A 17,101-nucleotide genomic window follows, 5' to 3' on the forward strand; every position below is an offset into this window, starting at 1 on the left:
CTGCTTGCTTCACTTCACCGCTCCCATTGCTGTCAATCCATTTCATTTTTACTGGCTTTATGTGTAGGGCATTGATTGAAAGAATGAGGCGCAGCCAGATGCTAAACCGATTGGAATAAACACGGAAATTGGTTGCCGTATGGGTGCTGTGAGGGCTAGTCCACACGCAATGGACAGCCCCAGAGATTTGATGACTAGCCGAAATTAGGCGCAGTAGGCGCATAGACCGGTTGAGTTGGCTCGTAAGGTGGCGGTGAATCAGAATAGGATGCCATGTTGGATGGATGGCCATGATGATGTTGCACGTAAGCATCAGGCTGTGACGGAGGCACCACGTTCAGTTGCGGGTAAAGATTGCCCGTCTGATAAACATAATCCTGCGTCTGTGCATTGTAATAATAGGCAGGTATAAACACCTGGGGACGGCGTAAATTGAACGTCATGTCATCGACTTTGATTTCCTCTAGTTCGCCTCGTCTTAGCTGACGAACCTGGGCTAAAATCGCTTGCTTTTCCCCGCCGCGGGTCGTAAACCAGCGAGTTAATAACGCAGGAACCCCTTCCTCACCCATTCTTCCGCGAAGGGCTGTAATGGCACATTTGACCGCAATAGGGTCAAGTCCTGCGTCCAGCAAGTCGTTCATTTCTGAATCCGTTAATTGAAAACGGCAGGCATCCATGGGATCAATTGCATCGTTGTTTTTCAAAAGGTACTTTTGTAATTTGTTTGTCGCAAAACAACCCAGGGCACCTAAAGCCAGTGACAGGCAGACGGTAGTAAAAACAACCAGCCCCACGGGATTACTGATTCCAGCCGCCAGAACCAACGCCGACAAAGGCGATGCAACCACCATGGTACCCAACAAGGCGCCAGCGGTAGTGAAAGCAGCCATGCTTGACAGGGTGATAAACGCCTGTAACCAACCTTCATTCCAGACAAAGCGCTCTAAGCTATTCAGGGTCTGACTTAACATGTAATAAAGCGCGATACAGGCCAACACTGCAGCAATAAGCACAAGAACCAGCAGAATTAAAAAAGCTAAGCCTTCGCCGTTGATGCTGTCATTGCTGCCATGACCATGATGATGAGAGCCCCACCATCCGCCATGGTGATGGTGTGCGTGAAGGCTACTGAAATAAAGGTTAAGCATGGCCCAATCAAAAAGGGCATCGTGTCGGCAATAGGGATCGGTATTGATGAAAATGAGCTGTTGTCTCTTCTTAAGCTTGTTTTTAATATTTTCTTCACGCTGAAATTGCTGTAACTGGGCAAAATTATTACTGTACAATGGCGTGGAAGCGATAAAAGCGTTAAACACAGCCCAGGCCTTGCCTTGCCCTTCAACATCAAGACCATAGAATGCAGAACCATCATTAGCCAATTCGCCATAGACTTTAAAATAAAGAGTCCAGTAAATTTGTTCAGGTGCTAATGCCGGGCTTTGCTCAAAGAGCTTCTTATAATCCGCCGCCAAACCTAAATACATCTGGGACAGCATGTTATCAGAAAAATTTTTTGCCATACGCTTACTCCCTAAACAACCTTATACCATTTACTGATGTCTCTCGATTTTGGCTTTAGCGATAATGCTATTGACGTACAGATCGTAATCCATAACGCCATAGCTCGATTCAATCTGCTGAGCCAGGCTTGCCTGTTGCTCTTTATCCAGCGAAGAATAACGGCCATCATTAATTTTTTTAAGCTGAACAATCACGTAGTCGCCATTGACCAGACTACGACCTTCGCGGCTGTTGACACGCGGCAGGCTGAAGGCGAGGTCATTGATCATGGCATCGGCTTTATCGGTATCGCGTGTGGCCTGTTCTACTTCATGCCAGGTCAATTTTTTCTCGTCGATGATTTTTTCCTGCTTGCCCTTGTCCGACTTGGTAGAGAGCAAATCAAGACCTAACTGTTTTGCTTCTTTGCGCGCCTGCAGCAGAGTTAGTTTTTTAACAATGGTTTCTTTCACCTGTTCCAGGGGTTTTTTGGAAGCCGGGATGTGTTTATTTACCCGAAGAACAATGACGCTGTCATTGTCCAATTGTACCGGTTCGCTGTTATTGCCCAACTCCAGCACATCGTGACTGAATGCCGTATTGACAACCTGCTTGTTGCGGGTAATGTCGCTTTGGCCACCCTGGCGGGTAAACGGTTCGGTTTGCTCAATTTTTAGTTTCAATTCATCGGCTGCCGGCGACAGTGAATCGGGGGTCTGGTAGCTTAGATCCGTCAACTGTTCCAACACCTGAGCATAACTAGCCTGTGCAAGTTCAGCGGAAAGCTGTTCGGAAATTTCTTTTTTCACGTCAGTCAGCGGCTTAAGCTTGGCCGGCTTATAGGCGATGAGTTTAAAGATTTCATAACCATGAGCCGTTTTAAACGGTGCAGAAATCTGGCCGGGCTGAGTCAGGCCGGACAGGGCCTTATCAAATTCAGTACTTCCAGCCACAATCCAGGGCAAGACACCATCGTTGGCCGCAGACAATTTATCCGCTGACATGGTTTTTACCCATTGAGAAAATTGCATGGGATTATTTTCCAGTGCCTGATAAGCTTCCTCCGCCTTTTGCTTAATCTGCTTTTCCGTTTCGACACTGGCGTCGTCCGGTATCGCGAACAGAATGTGGGCTACCTGCCATTGAGCAGGTGTCAGGAAATTGCTTTGATTGTCTTCATAGTAACGCTGAATGTCACTGTCAGTGACTTGAATGTTTTTACGGATGTCCTGCATGGACAGGCGAATGTAATCGATGCTGACTTTTTCCGCTTCGATGAATTGCTGTTGATGCTTTTTGTAGTATGCAGCCACCTGGGAATCATCAATTTTAATGTGATCAGTGAATAACGAGGTGGGAATTTCAAGGTAATTGTAATCGCGGGTCTGCATGTACAGCTTGACAAAGCGTTTGATTTCTTCGGGTAAAGCAAAGGCACTGCCCATGAAGGCAAACCGTTGTTGATTCAACAGCATGCCCTGACGCACTTCTTTCTGAAAAGACTCCGGCGTGAACATTGCACCGCTTAGAGCCTGCTGGTAACGTTCAGTAGAAAAATGACCATCCTGTTGGAACTGGGGAATGCTGACGATGGCGGCATTGGCCTGTTCAGGACTCACTTCAAAGCCTGCCCCTCTCGCCGCTTGCACGGTAATCTGATTGACAATCATGTTTTCCAGTACTTCCTTACGCAAGGCCACTTCACTGGCGGTTGTCATTTGCGAAGGGTCGCGCTGCTGGCGGGCACGGCGATAACTGATTTCAAAGGATTGCTTGCTGATGGGTTCACCATTAACGGTCACTTCAGAATCTGATGCCTGATGAGACTGCATGTAATAGTCGACTCCGAATAAAGTGAAGGTTACCGCAATCAGAATAATCACTACCCAGGCTACAACGCCCTGTATGCGTTCATTTAACTTTTGCAACATATTCGAAGTTCCATATTTTAATGTAAATACGCAAGAAATTCAGATTAACTCGGTTGATAAAAAAAACGCGCCATACGGCGCGTTAATCTGGCGGAGTGGACGGGGCTCGAACCCGCGACCCCCGGCGTGACAGGCCGGTATTCTGACCAACTGAACTACCACTCCAATTCTTGGTGGGTGCTGCAGGGATCGAACCTGCGACCCTCGCCTTGTAAGGGCGATGCTCTCCCAGCTGAGCTAAGCACCCAAAAAACTTACGCTTCCTGTACTGCTTCCTTCAGATTCTTTCCAGACTTGAATCTTGGAACTCTTGAAGCAGGGATCTGAATGGTTTTGCCAGTTTGTGGATTTCTTCCTGTACGAGCAGAACGATTGCCAACTGAAAATGAACCGAATCCTGGTAACACAACATCATGGCCGTTTCTTAAAGCATCAGTCACAGTCGCAATAAAAGTATCTAATACACGACTGGTATCTGCTTTAGTAACACCAGCACTACTAGCAATTGCTTCTACCAATTCACTCTTCTTCATCTTTTCCCCTATCCAGTTATTCATCCATAAGTTGAGTCGATTAACTGCATCTTCTCGGTTTAAGCGTCCACATCCTTGAACTGCCCGCCAGTGGCGGGCAACGGAATGAAATATACCCCTTATTAGTGTGCGTGTAAATCCTTATTTTTATTTTTTTTTGAACTTTTTGTTGTCACCACCGGATTTACCTCTGAAATGGGTGAATCAACCCTGGGGCTGCGCTGTAAAGCGATGTCTAAAACCTGCTCGATGGTCTTCACCGGGTGAATAGTCAGCTTTCGCAGGACATTGTCAGGGATCTCTTCCAGATCCTTGGAATTCTCCTCAGGAATGATGACATGCTTGATGCCGCCGCGATGAGCAGCCAGGAGCTTTTCTTTTAGACCGCCAATGGGCAGAACCTGCCCGCGCAGAGTAATTTCACCGGTCATCGCCACATCAGCCCTTACAGGAATCTGCGTCAGCGTCGATACCAGCGCCGTACACATGCCGATACCCGCGCTGGGGCCGTCCTTAGGCGTTGCCCCCTCCGGCACGTGCACGTGGAAATCATTCTTGTCATAGAAATCATCTGCGATCCCAAAGGTTTTGGCACGGCTTCTGACCACCGTCATGGCAGCATGGATGGACTCCTGCATGACCTCGCCCAATTGGCCGGTATGAATGGTTTTGCCCTTACCCGGTATCATGGAGGCTTCGATGGTTAATAACTCACCGCCGACGCTTGTCCAGGCGAGTCCGGTCACCTGACCAATCTGATCAAACTGTTCAGCCAGTCCGTAACGGAATTTTTTAACGCCCAGGTATTTTTCAATATTGGCCCGGGAAATGGTGATTTTTCTGGTTTTCTTGCTTGATAAAATTTCCTTCACCACCTTACGGCAGATGCTGGCAATATCACGCTCCAGATTCCTCACCCCAGCCTCACGGGTATAATGACGGATAATTTCCCTGACCGCGCTCTCGCCGATGTTGATTTCATCGGACTTAAGACCATTGAGCGTAACCTGCTTGGGAACTAAGTAAGTCAGCGCAATATTGACCTTTTCATCCTCGGTGTAACCCGCAAGGCGAATGACTTCCATCCGGTCAAGCAGGGGTGCGGGGATTTCCAGGGAATTGGCTGTGGCGATGAACATGACATCGCTTAAGTCATAATCTACTTCCAGGTAGTGATCGCTGAAGGTATGGTTTTGCTCCGGATCAAGCACCTCCAGCAGGGCGGAAGCCGGATCACCGCGGAAATCCATGGCCATTTTATCGACCTCATCCAGCATAATCAGCGGGTTTTTTACGCCGGCCTTACACAGTTTCTGAATGATTTTACCGGGCATGGAACCAATGTAGGTCCGGCGATGGCCGCGTATTTCAGCCTCATCGCGCACACCACCCAAGGCAATACGGATAAACGTACGGCCCGTGGCATTGGCAATCGACTGTCCCAGAGAGGTTTTACCTACCCCCGGTGGTCCAACCAGACACAAAATGGGGCCTTTGAGGCGTTTTACGCGCTTCTGGACCGCCAGGTATTCGATGATTCGTTCTTTGACTTTTTCAAGACCGTAATGTTCTTTATCCAGCAGTTTCTCGGCCTTCTTCAAATCAAATTGAATTTTATTCTTACGCTTCCAGGGAACGCTCAGCATCCAGTCCAGGTAATTGCGAATGACGGTCGCTTCAGCCGACATGGGCGACATCATTTTTAGTTTCTGCAGCTCAGCAGTCGCTTTGATTTTGGCTTCCTTGGGCATACCGGCTTTATTAATCGAGTTTTCAAGCTGCTCAATCTCATTGCCTTCTTCACCCAGTTCCCCGAGTTCTTTTTGAATGGCTTTGATTTGTTCGTTTAAGTAATATTCGCGCTGGCTTTTTTCCATTTGCCGTTTCACGCGGCCGCGGACGCGCTTTTCCACATGCAGTAAATCAATTTCACCTTCAATGGCTGCCATCAATCGCTCAAGGCGGGTACCGACATCGACAATTTCCAGCAATTCCTGTTTATCATCCACTTTGATGCTCAAATGCGCAGCAATGGTATCCGCGAGTCGGCCTGGCTCTTCAATGCCGACTAAGGAGCTTAACACTTCGGGTGGGATTTTTTTGTTAAGTTTGATGTATTGCTCAAACTGAGACATCAGCGAGCGCATGATGATTTCAATTTCCTGCTCTTTATGGCTCTCATTGACTTCGTGCATTGGCTCAAGACTGGCTTCGAGATAACCATGTTCCTGATTGTAAGACACCACTTTGGCCCGCACCTCGCCTTCAACCAGGACTTTGACGGTGCCGTCAGGCAATTTTAATAGTTGCAGAACACTCGATACGGTGCCCACACTAAACACATCCTCCGGCGTTGGATCGTCATTGGATGATTTGCGTTGAGCGACTAAAAAAATCTGTTTATTGTCCACCATCGCCGCTTCCAGGGCCTTGATGGATTTTTCCCTTCCCACAAAAAGCGGAATAACCATATGAGGGTATACCACGACATCACGAAGCGGCAGTACAGGTAATGGTGACACCAATTCGCTTTCATTCGATATGAATTTATTTTCACTAGACATAATAAGCCCTTCTTCAGACGATTATCCCAAGTATCATTACCAATTTATATCAAAACAGCTTAGACGCATATAAGATTGGGACACTTGCCATTGATTTCTTAAAAATCAATGGCAATCTAACGACAAGGTGTAAAAAAACAGCGCTTAACCGCCAGCGGCAGATTGCTTGCTCTCGTCACCTTCGAAGATGAGGATAGGTTTACCGGTATTGTTGACAACATTCTCATCAATCACCACTTTCTTAATCCCATCCAGGGAAGGTAGATCATACATGGTATCTAAAAGAATATTTTCAAGGATGGCGCGCAGACCGCGAGCACCTATTTTTCGCTCCAATGCCTTTTTGGCGATTTGATGCAAGGCTTCATCACGAAACTCCAGTTCCACGTCTTCCATTTTGAATAAGGCATGGAATTGTTTTGTCAGCGCATTTTTCGGCCGCGTCAGAATGTCGATCAAGGCCTCTTCATCCAGCTCGTGCAGGGTAGTGACCACTGGCAGACGGCCTACAAACTCAGGAATCAAGCCGTATTTCACCAAATCTTCGGATTCCAGGGATTCCAGAATCTTTTCATTGATCTTGCTGTCTTTCTGGTTTTTAAGCTGGGCGGCAAAACCAATGCCGGATTTGTCGCTGCGCTCGCGGATGACTTTTTCAAGACCGGCGAAAGCACCGCCGCAAATGAACAGGATGTTGGAGGTATCGACCTGCAAAAACTCCTGCTGCGGGTGTTTACGGCCGCCTTGAGGAGGAACAGAAGCCACCGTGCCTTCAATTAGTTTCAACAAGGCCTGCTGGACCCCTTCGCCGGAGACATCGCGCGTTATCGACGGGTTGTCAGATTTTCGTGAAATCTTATCGATTTCATCGATGTAGACAATGCCCTGCTGGGCTTTTTCCACATCGTAATCGCATTTTTGCAGCAGTTTTTGAATGATATTCTCAACGTCTTCCCCCACATAACCGGCTTCGGTCAGTGTCGTGGCGTCTGCCATGGTAAACGGTACATTCAACAAACGGGCCAGGGTCTGAGCCAGGAGGGTTTTACCGCTTCCTGTCGGTCCAATCAGCAGAATATTACTCTTGCCAAGCTCGATGCCGTCCTCGGTTTTATGCTGCAGGCGCTTGTAATGGTTGTACACAGCGACTGACAGGACTTTCTTGGCATGAGGTTGACCAATAACGTACTCATCCAGGAACTGTGAAATCTCACGGGGCGTCGGTAAATGGGATTCTGATTCTTCCGCCACATCCTGTGTTTCTTCACGAATAATATCGTTACATAATTCCACGCACTCGTCACAGACGAATACGGAAGGGCCAGCGATTAACTTCTTGACTTCATGCTGGCTTTTTCCGCAGAATGAACAATAAAGAATTTTATCCCCATCGCTGTTACCAGTTTTACTCATTGATAAACCCCTTTCTTACTTTATGCCATTATCTGTGGCAATCTAGTAAAATTTTAGACAATTGAAAAAATAAAGGCAATGCGGCTACGAAAACTTAACAGTTGCCTGTGCTTTTCGTAGCCGTCTGAATTACACTTCGCTCGCAAGAGCATTACGATCGTAGAGGACCTTGTCAATTAACCCGTATTCCATCGCCTGGGTCGCACTCATAAAGTTGTCCCTTTCGGTATCCCGCATGATTTGGTCAGGCGTCTTTTTGGTGTGTTTACCCATGATATTGTTCAATCGCTCCCTGACAGCCAGCGTTTCACGTGCGTGAATTTCAATGTCTGTCGCCTGGCCGCGGTAACCGCCTAAAGGCTGATGAATCATCACGCGGGCATTGGGCAGGCAAAACCGCTTGCCGTCAGCGCCGGCGCAAAGCAGCAGCGCGGCGGCAGAGGCAGCCTGGCCGATACACAGGGTGCTGACATCGGGTTTGATGAACTGCATGGTGTCATAAATGGCCAAACCCGCAGTCACCACCCCGCCAGGGGAGTTAATGTACAAGGAAATGTCCTTATCCGGATTTTCTGATTCAAGGAACAGAAGCTGAGCTACAACCAGATTAGCCATGTGGTCTTCGACTTCACCCAGAAGGAAGATAATGCGCTCTTTTAATAATCTGGAGTAAATGTCATAGGAGCGCTCCCCTCGCGAGGTTTGCTCAATCACCATCGGCACTAAGCCGCTGGCATTTCTGATTACATCGTCTGAATAGCCCGGCATCCTTACTCTCCTTTCTTCTCAGTATCCTTTTTGGGGTTCATGACGTCGTCGTAAGACAGTTGTTTTTTAACCATTTTTGCATTTTCACTGATCTTTTCGGCAACGACTTCTTCCATGACCAGGGCTTCGACTTCGCCCAGACGTTCTTTGCTGGCTTTGTACCAGCTGCGCAGTTCGTCCGGATTTTCATAAGCACTGGCAAATTTATCAATCATAGCATCCACACGCTCTTTTTCCGTAGTGAGTTCATGCTTTTTGACGTATTCGGAGAATAAAAGTCCGAGATGCACACGACGCTTGGCCTGTTCTTCGAACAGCGCACGCGGGAAATCAGGGATTTTTTCATTGTCATGGTGTTCGTGGCCAAATAAGCGGTGATACATTTCATGCTTTAAGTGGGCAATTTCATTGTCAATTAACGCCACAGGCAAATCAAACGGATTGGCAGACAATAATTTATCAAAGATTTTTTCGCGGTTCATGGCGCTGACACGGCGTTCGAGTTCACGCGTCATGTTGTCTTTAATGTCTTTTTTGAGCGCGTCAATGCCGCCTTCCTTAATGTTGAATTTCTCCGCGAAAGCGTCATTCAATTCAGGCAATTGACCTTCAAAGACCTTGTTCACAGTGATTTTGAAAGTGGCTTCTTTTCCGGCCAACTCGTTGTGACCGTAATCGGCAGGGAAAGACACCTTGATGTCGGTGGGTTTACCTGGCTTCATGCCCTCAATCCCGTCTTCAAATCCAGGAATCATGGATCCGGAACCAAGAACTAATTCATAGTCTTTTGCACTGCCGCCTTCAAAAGGTTCATCACCCAGAAAACCTTCGAAATCAATGACCACTTTGTCGCCTTTTGCCACAGCGCGGGACACTTCCTGCCACTCTTTATTCTGTTCGCGCAGTTTTTCCAGCATGTTGTCCACATCGGCGTCTTTGACTTGCGCTTCGATGGCTTCAATTTCATCCTGGTTCAATTCAGTGATGTCAATGACCGGGAATACTTCAAACGTCGCAGTGTAGCGAAAATCTTTGCCCGCTTCGAGCTGTTCAGGCTCGACCATGGGCTGGCCTGCCGGCACCAGTTCGTTCTTTTGCAGGGCCTCATACAGGGTGGATTGAACCATTTCACGGGCGACTTCTTCACGAACACTGTCAGAAAAGCGGTTTTTTACCACATTCATGGGCACTTTGCCGGGGCGAAAGCCAGCAACTTTGGCTTTACGGGCAAGCTCGCGCAGACGTTGGCCTACCTCTTCTTCAACTCGTTCGGTAGGTACCGAAACCGTTACTTTGCGTTCCAAACCGTTTAAGGTTTCTACAGAAACTTGCATCTAGTCACCTCTTGATGAATTTACATGAATATGGTGCGAAAGGAGAGACTCGAACTCTCACGGGTTACCCCACTGGAACCTAAATCCAGCGCGTCTACCAGTTCCGCCACTTTCGCAAAACAGGGTGGAATTATCGGACAGTACGTGAGTCTTGTAAAGACTCTCTGTGAATCTCGACATGAATTGTATTTGGCTTGATTTAAATGGGGTGAACGATGGGACTCGAACCCACGACAACCGGGATCACAACCCGGGGCTCTACCAACTGAGCTACGCTCACCATAACGACATATTCTTGAATCTGCACTAGGCTGGCACGCCCGGCAGGATTCGAACCTGCTACCCTCGGCTTAGAAGGCCGATGCTCTATCCAGATGAGCTACGGGCGCATTAAATGGTCGGGGTGGAGGGATTCGAACCCCCGACATCCTGCTCCCAAAGCAGGCGCGCTACCAGACTGCGCTACACCCCGTAACCCGTCCTAGGACAGAGCGCAGATAATACTAGCAGCAAAACGTAAAATCAATAACCTGGGCATTTATTTTATCATGCCTGGTCGAATAAAGCCCTTTCTATTTTGGATGCGTGATTCTACCGTTTGCGAAGCCCCTGGTTTCTCAGTAGCATAAGCTTTAAAAAGACTGGTGATGATTATGAAAACCCCGCTGCTACCCCTGTTTGACAACCTGGATCACCTGCATAAAAACCACGAGCATGCTGTGCTTCCCCATGCCGACGTTCAACCTGATTTTTATTACACGCTGCAGTTTTTAAAAAGCTACACCGGCAGTCAGGGCACCTTTAACAGTTATCGGCGGGAAGCGGAGCGTTTGCTGCAATGGACCTGGCATGTCCGCAAAGCCACGCTTAAACAATTGAAACGCGAGGACATCGACCAGTTCATCCGTTTCTGCCAGAATCCGCCCGAGAACTGGATTAGCGTCAAAAAAGTCCCCCGCTACCTTGAAAAAGAAGGCTTAAGGCAGCCTAATCCTGAATGGCGTCCGTTTGTGGTTACCGTCAGCAAGGCGGCGTTTAAACAGGGTCATCGCCCCACTGTTGACCAGTTTACGCTCTCCCAGGGCGCCATTCAGGAAATTTTTGCCATTTTAAGTACCCTGTTTAATTTTTTGATTGCAGAAGAGTATTTAATTGCAAATCCCGTGGCGCTCATCCGCCAGAAGAGCAAGTACATCCGCAAACGCCAGCAAAACGCCCCTATCCGCCGTTTAAGCTTAATCCAGTGGGAAGCCGTGCTTCGAGCCGCCGAAAAACTAGCCAATGAGCATCCAGAAAAGCATGAGCGGACTTTTTTTATCTTAAGCCTGCTTTTTGGTCTGTACCTGCGTATTTCGGAGTTGGCTGCCAGCGATCGCTGGATTCCCACCATGAATGATTTTGCCAGGGATAACCACGGCAACTGGTGGTTTACAACCGTCGGTAAAGGCAATAAAGAGCGCCAGATTGCCGTCAGCGATGCCATGCTGCAAAGCCTGTCGCGATGGCGTCGTTTTTTAGGTTTATCGGCCCTGCCCTCCCCGGCCGACAATTCGCCGCTGATTCCCAAATTGCGCGGCAATGGCCCAATGAGCGACACCGCCCCCTTGCGTCGTCTGGTGCAGCACTGCTTTGATTTGGCGGCCCTGGATTTACAGGCCAGCAATCAAATGGAAGAGGCGGAACATCTGGCCTCAGCGACCGTCCACTGGTTAAGGCATACGGGGATTTCAGAAGACGTTAAAATCCGTCCGCGCGAACACGTGCGGGACGATGCAGGACACAGTTCCAGCGCCACGACCGATCGTTACATTGATGTTGAAAAGCTGGCGCGGCACCGTTCAGCGCGAGGCAAACAGATTGAACCCAGTGAAAACAGCTAGGGGCAGGCGTCGACGAGTTCGATGGATTCTGTTTGAAGCGCTTCGCCTAAAAAAATCTCCCCGACCTGTTGGAATCGGGCCACCGAGTCGGTGACTAGGTAATTGATTTGACGGCCATTGCCCTGAGTCTGCAAGCCAGCCTCGCTGAGGACCTGCTTTAGACGCTTAGCCGTGGCCTCTGCGGAGTCAACAATGGTGACTGTTTCCGGCAGCAACCTGCCCAGCAAGGGTTTAAACACGGGAAAATGCGTACAGCCTAACAACAGGGTGTCCTGCACATTAAAATCAGCAAGGTAATGGCGCAGGGCTTCTTTGGCCACCGCATTATCCACCATGCCTTCTTCAGCCAAAGCCACTAACACGCTGCAGGCTCTGGCGGTAATGACCGCCTCGGGCAATTGCTCGTTGATTAAACGTTGATAGGCTTTGGAAGCGATGGTGGTTTCGGTGGCTAAAACCGCCACCTGCTGGTTTTTCGTCGCGGCGATGACCGCACTGGCGCCGGGCTGCACCACGCCAAGCACCGGAATGTCCGGCAACATGACTTGCAGATGAGGCAAAGCTGCGGTGGTTGCGGTGTTGCAGGCAATTACCAAGGCCTTAATGCGCCGTTCAACCAGCACCTTGGCCATCTGTGACGCATACTGCTGCACCGTATCAGGACTTTTCGTCCCATAGGGCAGCCTCGCCGTATCCCCGAGATAAATGAACGATTCCTGCGGCAGCGTGCTTTTTAAGGCACGCAAAACCGTGAGACCGCCCATCCCTGAATCAAACACCCCGATTGGTAGGTTATTATTCTTCATGGTGTCCTGTGTTTAGGTTTACCCGAGCGTAGGACCTCGGTTGGTATTCAAATCGCGCTCAAGATTATCCAAGGCTTCCTTCCCTTCCGTCTTAAATTGCTGCAGCATGCTGGCAATTTTTTTGGTGACGTCTTTGGTGGTACTCTTTTCCGCTTCTTTGGATTCGGTGAAGGTTTTTATCAAGCCCACCATTTGTTTAATGGCTGGATGCGCCATGTACGTATTGTAGAGCGCATCGCTTTTAAGTCCAAACACTTTACCCAGTTCACTGTCAGGATCAAACGCGGTGGAGGCCACTTTAATCGCATCCTGGCTGAACTTCATCTTGGGGTTGTTTTTACCCAACACCATCAGGGCCGTCCATAAATGCCTTAATTCCTCGGGGTTGGAGCCGGTAATGACGAGAGGTCTGTCTTTGGTTGGCGCATGATCCAGGTGAGCCAGCAATTGCGAGGCCATGGCCATGGCGTATTTAATTTGATTTTCGTCGTCTTTAGGGAATTTAGACACAGTAATGGTCGCCTGCGGATTAACCTCGGTTTTCTTCTTAACCGTTTTGGGCTCCAGATGGCCGGCATGGACTTCTTCAATAAAGGTCCCGGTATCGGCCACTGTCCGGGTTTGCCCTCTGCCGTAGGTTTCTTGTCTGGTACCAGAAAGCACGTATTCACGGCACATGCCCGGTTCAAGTTTTTTAACGGTGTAAGTTCTCGGTGCCTCCGTGGAGATCGCTGAACGGTCTGGCGCTGCCTGTTGTCCGGGACCGGGTTGATAGCCCTGAGCAAAATGCTGCTCTTTCTCATCCACCGGAAAGTCATTGTATCTCATGTCGGAGGTAGCGAAGATCACATTGGTGCCCTGCTTGCAATCCTCCAGATGTTGAATTAACCCCTTGCGGGCTAATTCGTTCGTAGCCGAAGGATCACCATTCAACGCCAGACTGGCCTTTTCATAAAGGTTGATGCCCGCTTTAATCAACGCCAATTCCTCTTTTAATTGCGCACGGAAATTTTCAATATCCTTTTTTTGCTGACGTTCATTGGGCTGATTCAGGGTTGACGTATCCGGCAGGGAATTGAGTTTATCCTCATAAATCTTTTGCTGTCTTCGGAACTCTTCAAGAATAATGTCACAATCGCGGGCAAAGGTTTTAAATTTGGGATGTAACTCATTGTACGCCTGACGTGCCGCCACTTCGAATTCGGGGCTTAACCATTGCATTTCAGTTAAACTACCCAGGTGCTTAATCTCCTGCAGGTAATCGTCGTCAATGTCGGTTATCGATTTCAGTTTGGTTTTTAATGCCTGGATCTCGGTCTGCTCGGTCTGCTTGGTGCCGCCTGGGGCGTTGTAATTCCCCCTATCCAACCAGGCCTGCTGTTTCTTAACCTGTTTGTAGGCGTCAAACATCTCAGGGGTGATTTGTTTTTGCCAGCCTGTATTTCCCAAATTGGTATTTATCGTGTTATTTCCGGGTATACCGGTAATGACATCATTAAGCGAGGCTGCATTTTCAAAAAAATCCCTAAAATTTTGAATCTCATGTTGGTCGAAAGGCTGCGTCTTACTTAAGCGCAGGGCAATTTCAATCGCGGCTTTTTCTTTAATGTCCGCTGCAGTCGCGTTATGCATATGGGATATAATGCCATGCCTTGCCACCAGGTGACCATTACGCGTATGCTGAGTTGCCATGGCTTGCCGAATAGGATCATTCGTGATATTAAGCCCCTGCGCATTGAGCCCAAACGCCTGATTAAATGCCGCTTTATCCTGAGGATTAAACGTCATCCTTAGTGTGCCGACCAAGTTCCTATAGACATTGTTATTCGCATCAAAGATGTTATTTTGAGTCAACAACGTCTGATTGAGCGCATTAATCTGCGCGTCATTGACAGCCAGAGGCGGTTTAATGCTGGCTAAAATCTTAGCCAATTCGGGGTTAAACAGTTTACTTAATTTGGATAATCGCTGATTTTCGGCAATCAAATCACCCGCGCTGCTGTTCGTCGTCCCCACTACCCGGCGAATTTCGTCGATGCTTTGCGCTTTCATTAAGGCAGCGAGCACCTCCGGTTTGGCTAAAATGGCCTTTTGCTTATCCAGGCTTAACTGAGAAATGAATGCCTGCAGGTGGGGATGTGCTTCGGCAGGAAAGGCTGAGTGAGCATTGATATGCCCAGTGGCTGCACGTGCCGCGGCTTTTCTCTGTAAATCGGCAGCGAGGCTGTCATCCATCCAATCCAGATTGGCGGTAACCCCCATGTTGGCGAGTTTGATTTTAACATCATTGGTGTCTCTGGCTTGAATTAGATCATTTAAATGAGCTATTGGGGCGTGCCCTGGATTAGCAAGGGGGTACCTATCAATCAGGATTTCGATGAGTTGCTTGCGGAAATTATTTTGATCAGACGGAGACAGGGCCCGTAGCACCGTCTGTGTATTGTTTGGCTGACCGTTTATACTAAGAGTATTAATGAAGCTAATAAGTCCACCCAACTGATTGGGTTGATCAAAATTTGTGTTCTTAGCCGCTCTTGCAATTTGCTCTGCTTTGGCTAATCCCATCAACCCATGTAGGAAAGCAAGTGGAGGACCATTGTTAATTAAATCATCAGCATCCGTGCTCCCAACACCTATTAATTTATTTATTTTGAAAGCGTCTAGCAAGTTTTGAGGGTTTTGAGCAGTTACAATATCATTGATTTCATTATCATCCAGGCTCCGTACATTCGCTCTAAGTAATGAAACCAATGCCTCTTCACGACTTTTTGTCACATTAGCCGGGTTATTGAAATAGTCATCAAGGGCCTGTCCCACCAGAGGAGGTTCTGTGGCAGACATTAAATATTGTTTGTACTGAGTGGCAAAATTGGCCTGAGCAACCAGCCTTTTTAAATGCTCCGTTGAGGCCGAAGGGAGATGGGCGCGGACATGGGCGGCCCCCAGGATAGAGCGCAGCAGGGCAGGCTCAACCAGGGCTTCTCGAGCGTTAAGATTACCAGGGCCAGAAAAACCCAAGGCGGGGTATTTGTCAAGGACGGAACGAAGGCTTCCGATGTCGCGTACATCGGCCAAGGCCTTTAAAGCCTTGACATCGCCACACGCGGCAATGTTCAATTTTAAAGCCTGAAGCGCGGCAATCTGACGTAATTCTTTGGCATTGGCCTCCGTGACGGCATGAGTCACATAACGTCCATTTGCATCAAACAGAGGGGTGATGGCACCCTGTAATGTCCCAACCGGTGGGTTTGCTGCGGCAGCGGCTATGCGGATAAGATTATTTGCATCGTCATGAACAGCCAAGGCTTCCTTAAGGTATCTCGCCCCTAAAACCCCTTTCGCCCAGTTGGCATCCTCATCCTGCTGGTTAAATTTATTGTGGTATACACCGTTAAATACACCTTGAGGAAATGGGTTAAAAGTCGCTGTCTGCTGATCCAGCGCATTAAACGCGTTAGCGATAGGATTAAAGTCAGCCGTGAAGTGATGTTGAACTCTGAGTTCAAAGGCTTTTCTTAAAGCCACTTTTTCGAGTTGACCGTTCGCCAGAAGATTACCCGTCAAGGCATTCCTAACATTCGCATCCGCTATGCCCAAATGTTGGGCGGCGGTACGGAAATTACCATCGTGATTACGGGCAGCCAATAAATTTTCAAGCTGTGCCAAGGTTTGCACAGTACCCGGTGCCGCTTTGATTTTCTGAATCAACAACGTCCGTTTTGCCGCCGCCTTAATAGCATCAGCGGCATTGTCAGTGATGTGGTTTGGGTTATTGGGTTGAAACCCGCCATGCCATTGGGCGGTACCGCCCACAAGTGCATCTAATGGCGCAATAGCGAATTGTTGCCGAACCGCTTGTTGGTTATTGGAAGTAATAATGGCATTGAGTGTGGCCTCATTTGCTTCCAATAGTGCCAGTTCGGCCCGCTTTTGGGCGGCGAGTTGATAAAGATCGATGAATCGCTGACCTGCAGTATTGTCAGTTGCATCAAAGTTAACATTCCCAACATCATTTGCAGGAAAGTCACCATCTACCAATGCACCATTGCTAATCGCAATCCATACATTCTTATGTGCGAAAAGTGCGGCCCTCAAGGCATTGGCATTGGTATGATCGGTCCTCAATATCGCATCAAGGGCGGCTTTATACCCGGGATTATTCGCTAAATGAGGATTATCGTTAAGACCATTGAGAAGCGCTGCAAACTGTTGATTCTTTGCCATGAAAAATACTCCGGGTATCCAATCTCTTTATTGTAAACCTAATTCCTTAAGTTTACCTTAACCAAATCGGGCGAACTCATTAAATCATTTGGAATTGCCGCCAATTTATTCTATGTTAATTAGTATAGCAAGCGAATGGATAACA

At 48.3% G+C, this 17,101-nt stretch carries 10 protein-coding genes and 6 tRNA genes; 1 reads left to right on the plus strand and 15 read right to left on the minus strand.

All coding sequences use genetic code 11. The features are described from left to right. Positions 1-194: 194 nt before the first annotated feature. The 13 genes from DYE45_RS11235 to DYE45_RS11295 all read right to left on the minus strand — a co-directional run bounded on the left by DYE45_RS11235 (position 195) and on the right by DYE45_RS11295 (position 10,518). Positions 195-1,523 (minus strand): hypothetical protein, encoded by a 1,329-nt coding sequence (locus DYE45_RS11235; protein WP_115300919.1) that lies wholly within the window; start codon positions 1,521-1,523, stop codon positions 195-197. A gap of 30 nt (positions 1,524-1,553) precedes the next feature. Then, a complete protein-coding gene (locus DYE45_RS11240) occupies positions 1,554-3,434 on the minus strand; it encodes a SurA N-terminal domain-containing protein (RefSeq protein ID WP_115300920.1) in 1,881 nt (626 codons plus the stop codon). 88 nt (positions 3,435-3,522) lie between these two features. Further along, a tRNA-Asp gene (locus tag DYE45_RS11245) sits at positions 3,523-3,599 on the minus strand. A gap of 6 nt (positions 3,600-3,605) precedes the next feature. Next, a tRNA-Val gene (locus DYE45_RS11250) sits at positions 3,606-3,681 on the minus strand. Positions 3,682-3,688: 7 nt separating this feature from the next. Beyond that, positions 3,689-3,967, minus strand: a complete 279-nt coding sequence (locus DYE45_RS11255; RefSeq protein WP_165481661.1) for an HU family DNA-binding protein — start codon at positions 3,965-3,967, stop codon at positions 3,689-3,691. Positions 3,968-4,089: 122 nt separating this feature from the next. After that, a complete protein-coding gene (lon, locus tag DYE45_RS11260; RefSeq protein ID WP_108290651.1) occupies positions 4,090-6,531 on the minus strand; it encodes an endopeptidase La in 2,442 nt (813 codons plus the stop codon). A 144-nt stretch (positions 6,532-6,675) separates the two neighbouring features. Continuing rightward, positions 6,676-7,944 carry an ATP-dependent Clp protease ATP-binding subunit ClpX gene (clpX, locus tag DYE45_RS11265; protein WP_058531056.1) on the minus strand — a complete coding sequence of 423 codons (1,269 nt, stop codon included), beginning with the start codon at positions 7,942-7,944 and terminating at the stop codon, positions 6,676-6,678. Between the two features lie 129 nt (positions 7,945-8,073). Next, positions 8,074-8,712 carry an ATP-dependent Clp endopeptidase proteolytic subunit ClpP gene (clpP, locus tag DYE45_RS11270; protein WP_058531055.1) on the minus strand — a complete coding sequence of 213 codons (639 nt, stop codon included), beginning with the start codon at positions 8,710-8,712 and terminating at the stop codon, positions 8,074-8,076. Between the two features lie 2 nt (positions 8,713-8,714). Continuing rightward, on the minus strand, positions 8,715-10,046 hold the full coding sequence (gene tig / locus DYE45_RS11275) for a trigger factor (protein ID WP_108290653.1): 1,332 nt from the start codon (positions 10,044-10,046) through the stop codon (positions 8,715-8,717). 31 nt (positions 10,047-10,077) lie between these two features. Next, a tRNA-Leu gene (locus DYE45_RS11280) sits at positions 10,078-10,162 on the minus strand. 88 nt (positions 10,163-10,250) lie between these two features. Next, positions 10,251-10,326: transfer RNA gene (locus DYE45_RS11285), tRNA-His, on the minus strand. Positions 10,327-10,358: 32 nt separating this feature from the next. Continuing rightward, positions 10,359-10,435 (minus strand) — tRNA-Arg (locus DYE45_RS11290). Between the two features lie 6 nt (positions 10,436-10,441). Then, positions 10,442-10,518: transfer RNA gene (locus DYE45_RS11295), tRNA-Pro, on the minus strand. Between the two features lie 175 nt (positions 10,519-10,693). On the opposite strand from DYE45_RS11295, the gene DYE45_RS11300 reads away from it, so the two are divergent. Further along, positions 10,694-11,926: a tyrosine-type recombinase/integrase gene (locus tag DYE45_RS11300; protein WP_108290655.1), complete on the plus strand. Its 1,233-nt coding sequence runs from the start codon at positions 10,694-10,696 to the stop codon at positions 11,924-11,926. Here DYE45_RS11300 and murI read toward each other — a convergent pair. Both murI and DYE45_RS11310 read right to left on the minus strand, forming a co-directional pair. Continuing rightward, a complete protein-coding gene (murI, locus tag DYE45_RS11305; RefSeq protein WP_108290657.1) occupies positions 11,923-12,732 on the minus strand; it encodes a glutamate racemase in 810 nt (269 codons plus the stop codon). The genes DYE45_RS11300 and murI overlap by 4 nt on opposite strands. An 18-nt stretch (positions 12,733-12,750) precedes the next feature. Then, the gene (locus DYE45_RS11310) at positions 12,751-16,956 is read right to left on the minus strand and encodes a hypothetical protein (RefSeq protein WP_115300921.1); all 4,206 of its coding nucleotides are present in this window, start codon (positions 16,954-16,956) and stop codon (positions 12,751-12,753) included. Positions 16,957-17,101 lie beyond the last annotated feature (145 nt).

Source organism: Legionella taurinensis (assembly GCF_900452865.1).
GTDB lineage: Bacteria > Pseudomonadota > Gammaproteobacteria > Legionellales > Legionellaceae > Legionella_C > Legionella_C taurinensis.

Coding starts and splice junctions, on each gene's coding strand:
- DYE45_RS11235 (WP_115300919.1), bottom strand. CDS start 1,523: ATGGCAAAAAATTTTTCTGATAACATGCTGTCCCAGATGTATTTAGGT.
- DYE45_RS11240 (WP_115300920.1), bottom strand. CDS start 3,434: ATGTTGCAAAAGTTAAATGAACGCATACAGGGCGTTGTAGCCTGGGTA.
- DYE45_RS11255 (WP_165481661.1), bottom strand. CDS start 3,967: ATGAAGAAGAGTGAATTGGTAGAAGCAATTGCTAGTAGTGCTGGTGTT.
- lon (WP_108290651.1), bottom strand. CDS start 6,531: ATGTCTAGTGAAAATAAATTCATATCGAATGAAAGCGAATTGGTGTCA.
- clpX (WP_058531056.1), bottom strand. CDS start 7,944: ATGAGTAAAACTGGTAACAGCGATGGGGATAAAATTCTTTATTGTTCA.
- clpP (WP_058531055.1), bottom strand. CDS start 8,712: ATGCCGGGCTATTCAGACGATGTAATCAGAAATGCCAGCGGCTTAGTG.
- tig (WP_108290653.1), bottom strand. CDS start 10,046: ATGCAAGTTTCTGTAGAAACCTTAAACGGTTTGGAACGCAAAGTAACG.
- DYE45_RS11300 (WP_108290655.1), top strand. CDS start 10,694: ATGATTATGAAAACCCCGCTGCTACCCCTGTTTGACAACCTGGATCAC.
- murI (WP_108290657.1), bottom strand. CDS start 12,732: ATGAAGAATAATAACCTACCAATCGGGGTGTTTGATTCAGGGATGGGC.
- DYE45_RS11310 (WP_115300921.1), bottom strand. CDS start 16,956: ATGGCAAAGAATCAACAGTTTGCAGCGCTTCTCAATGGTCTTAACGAT.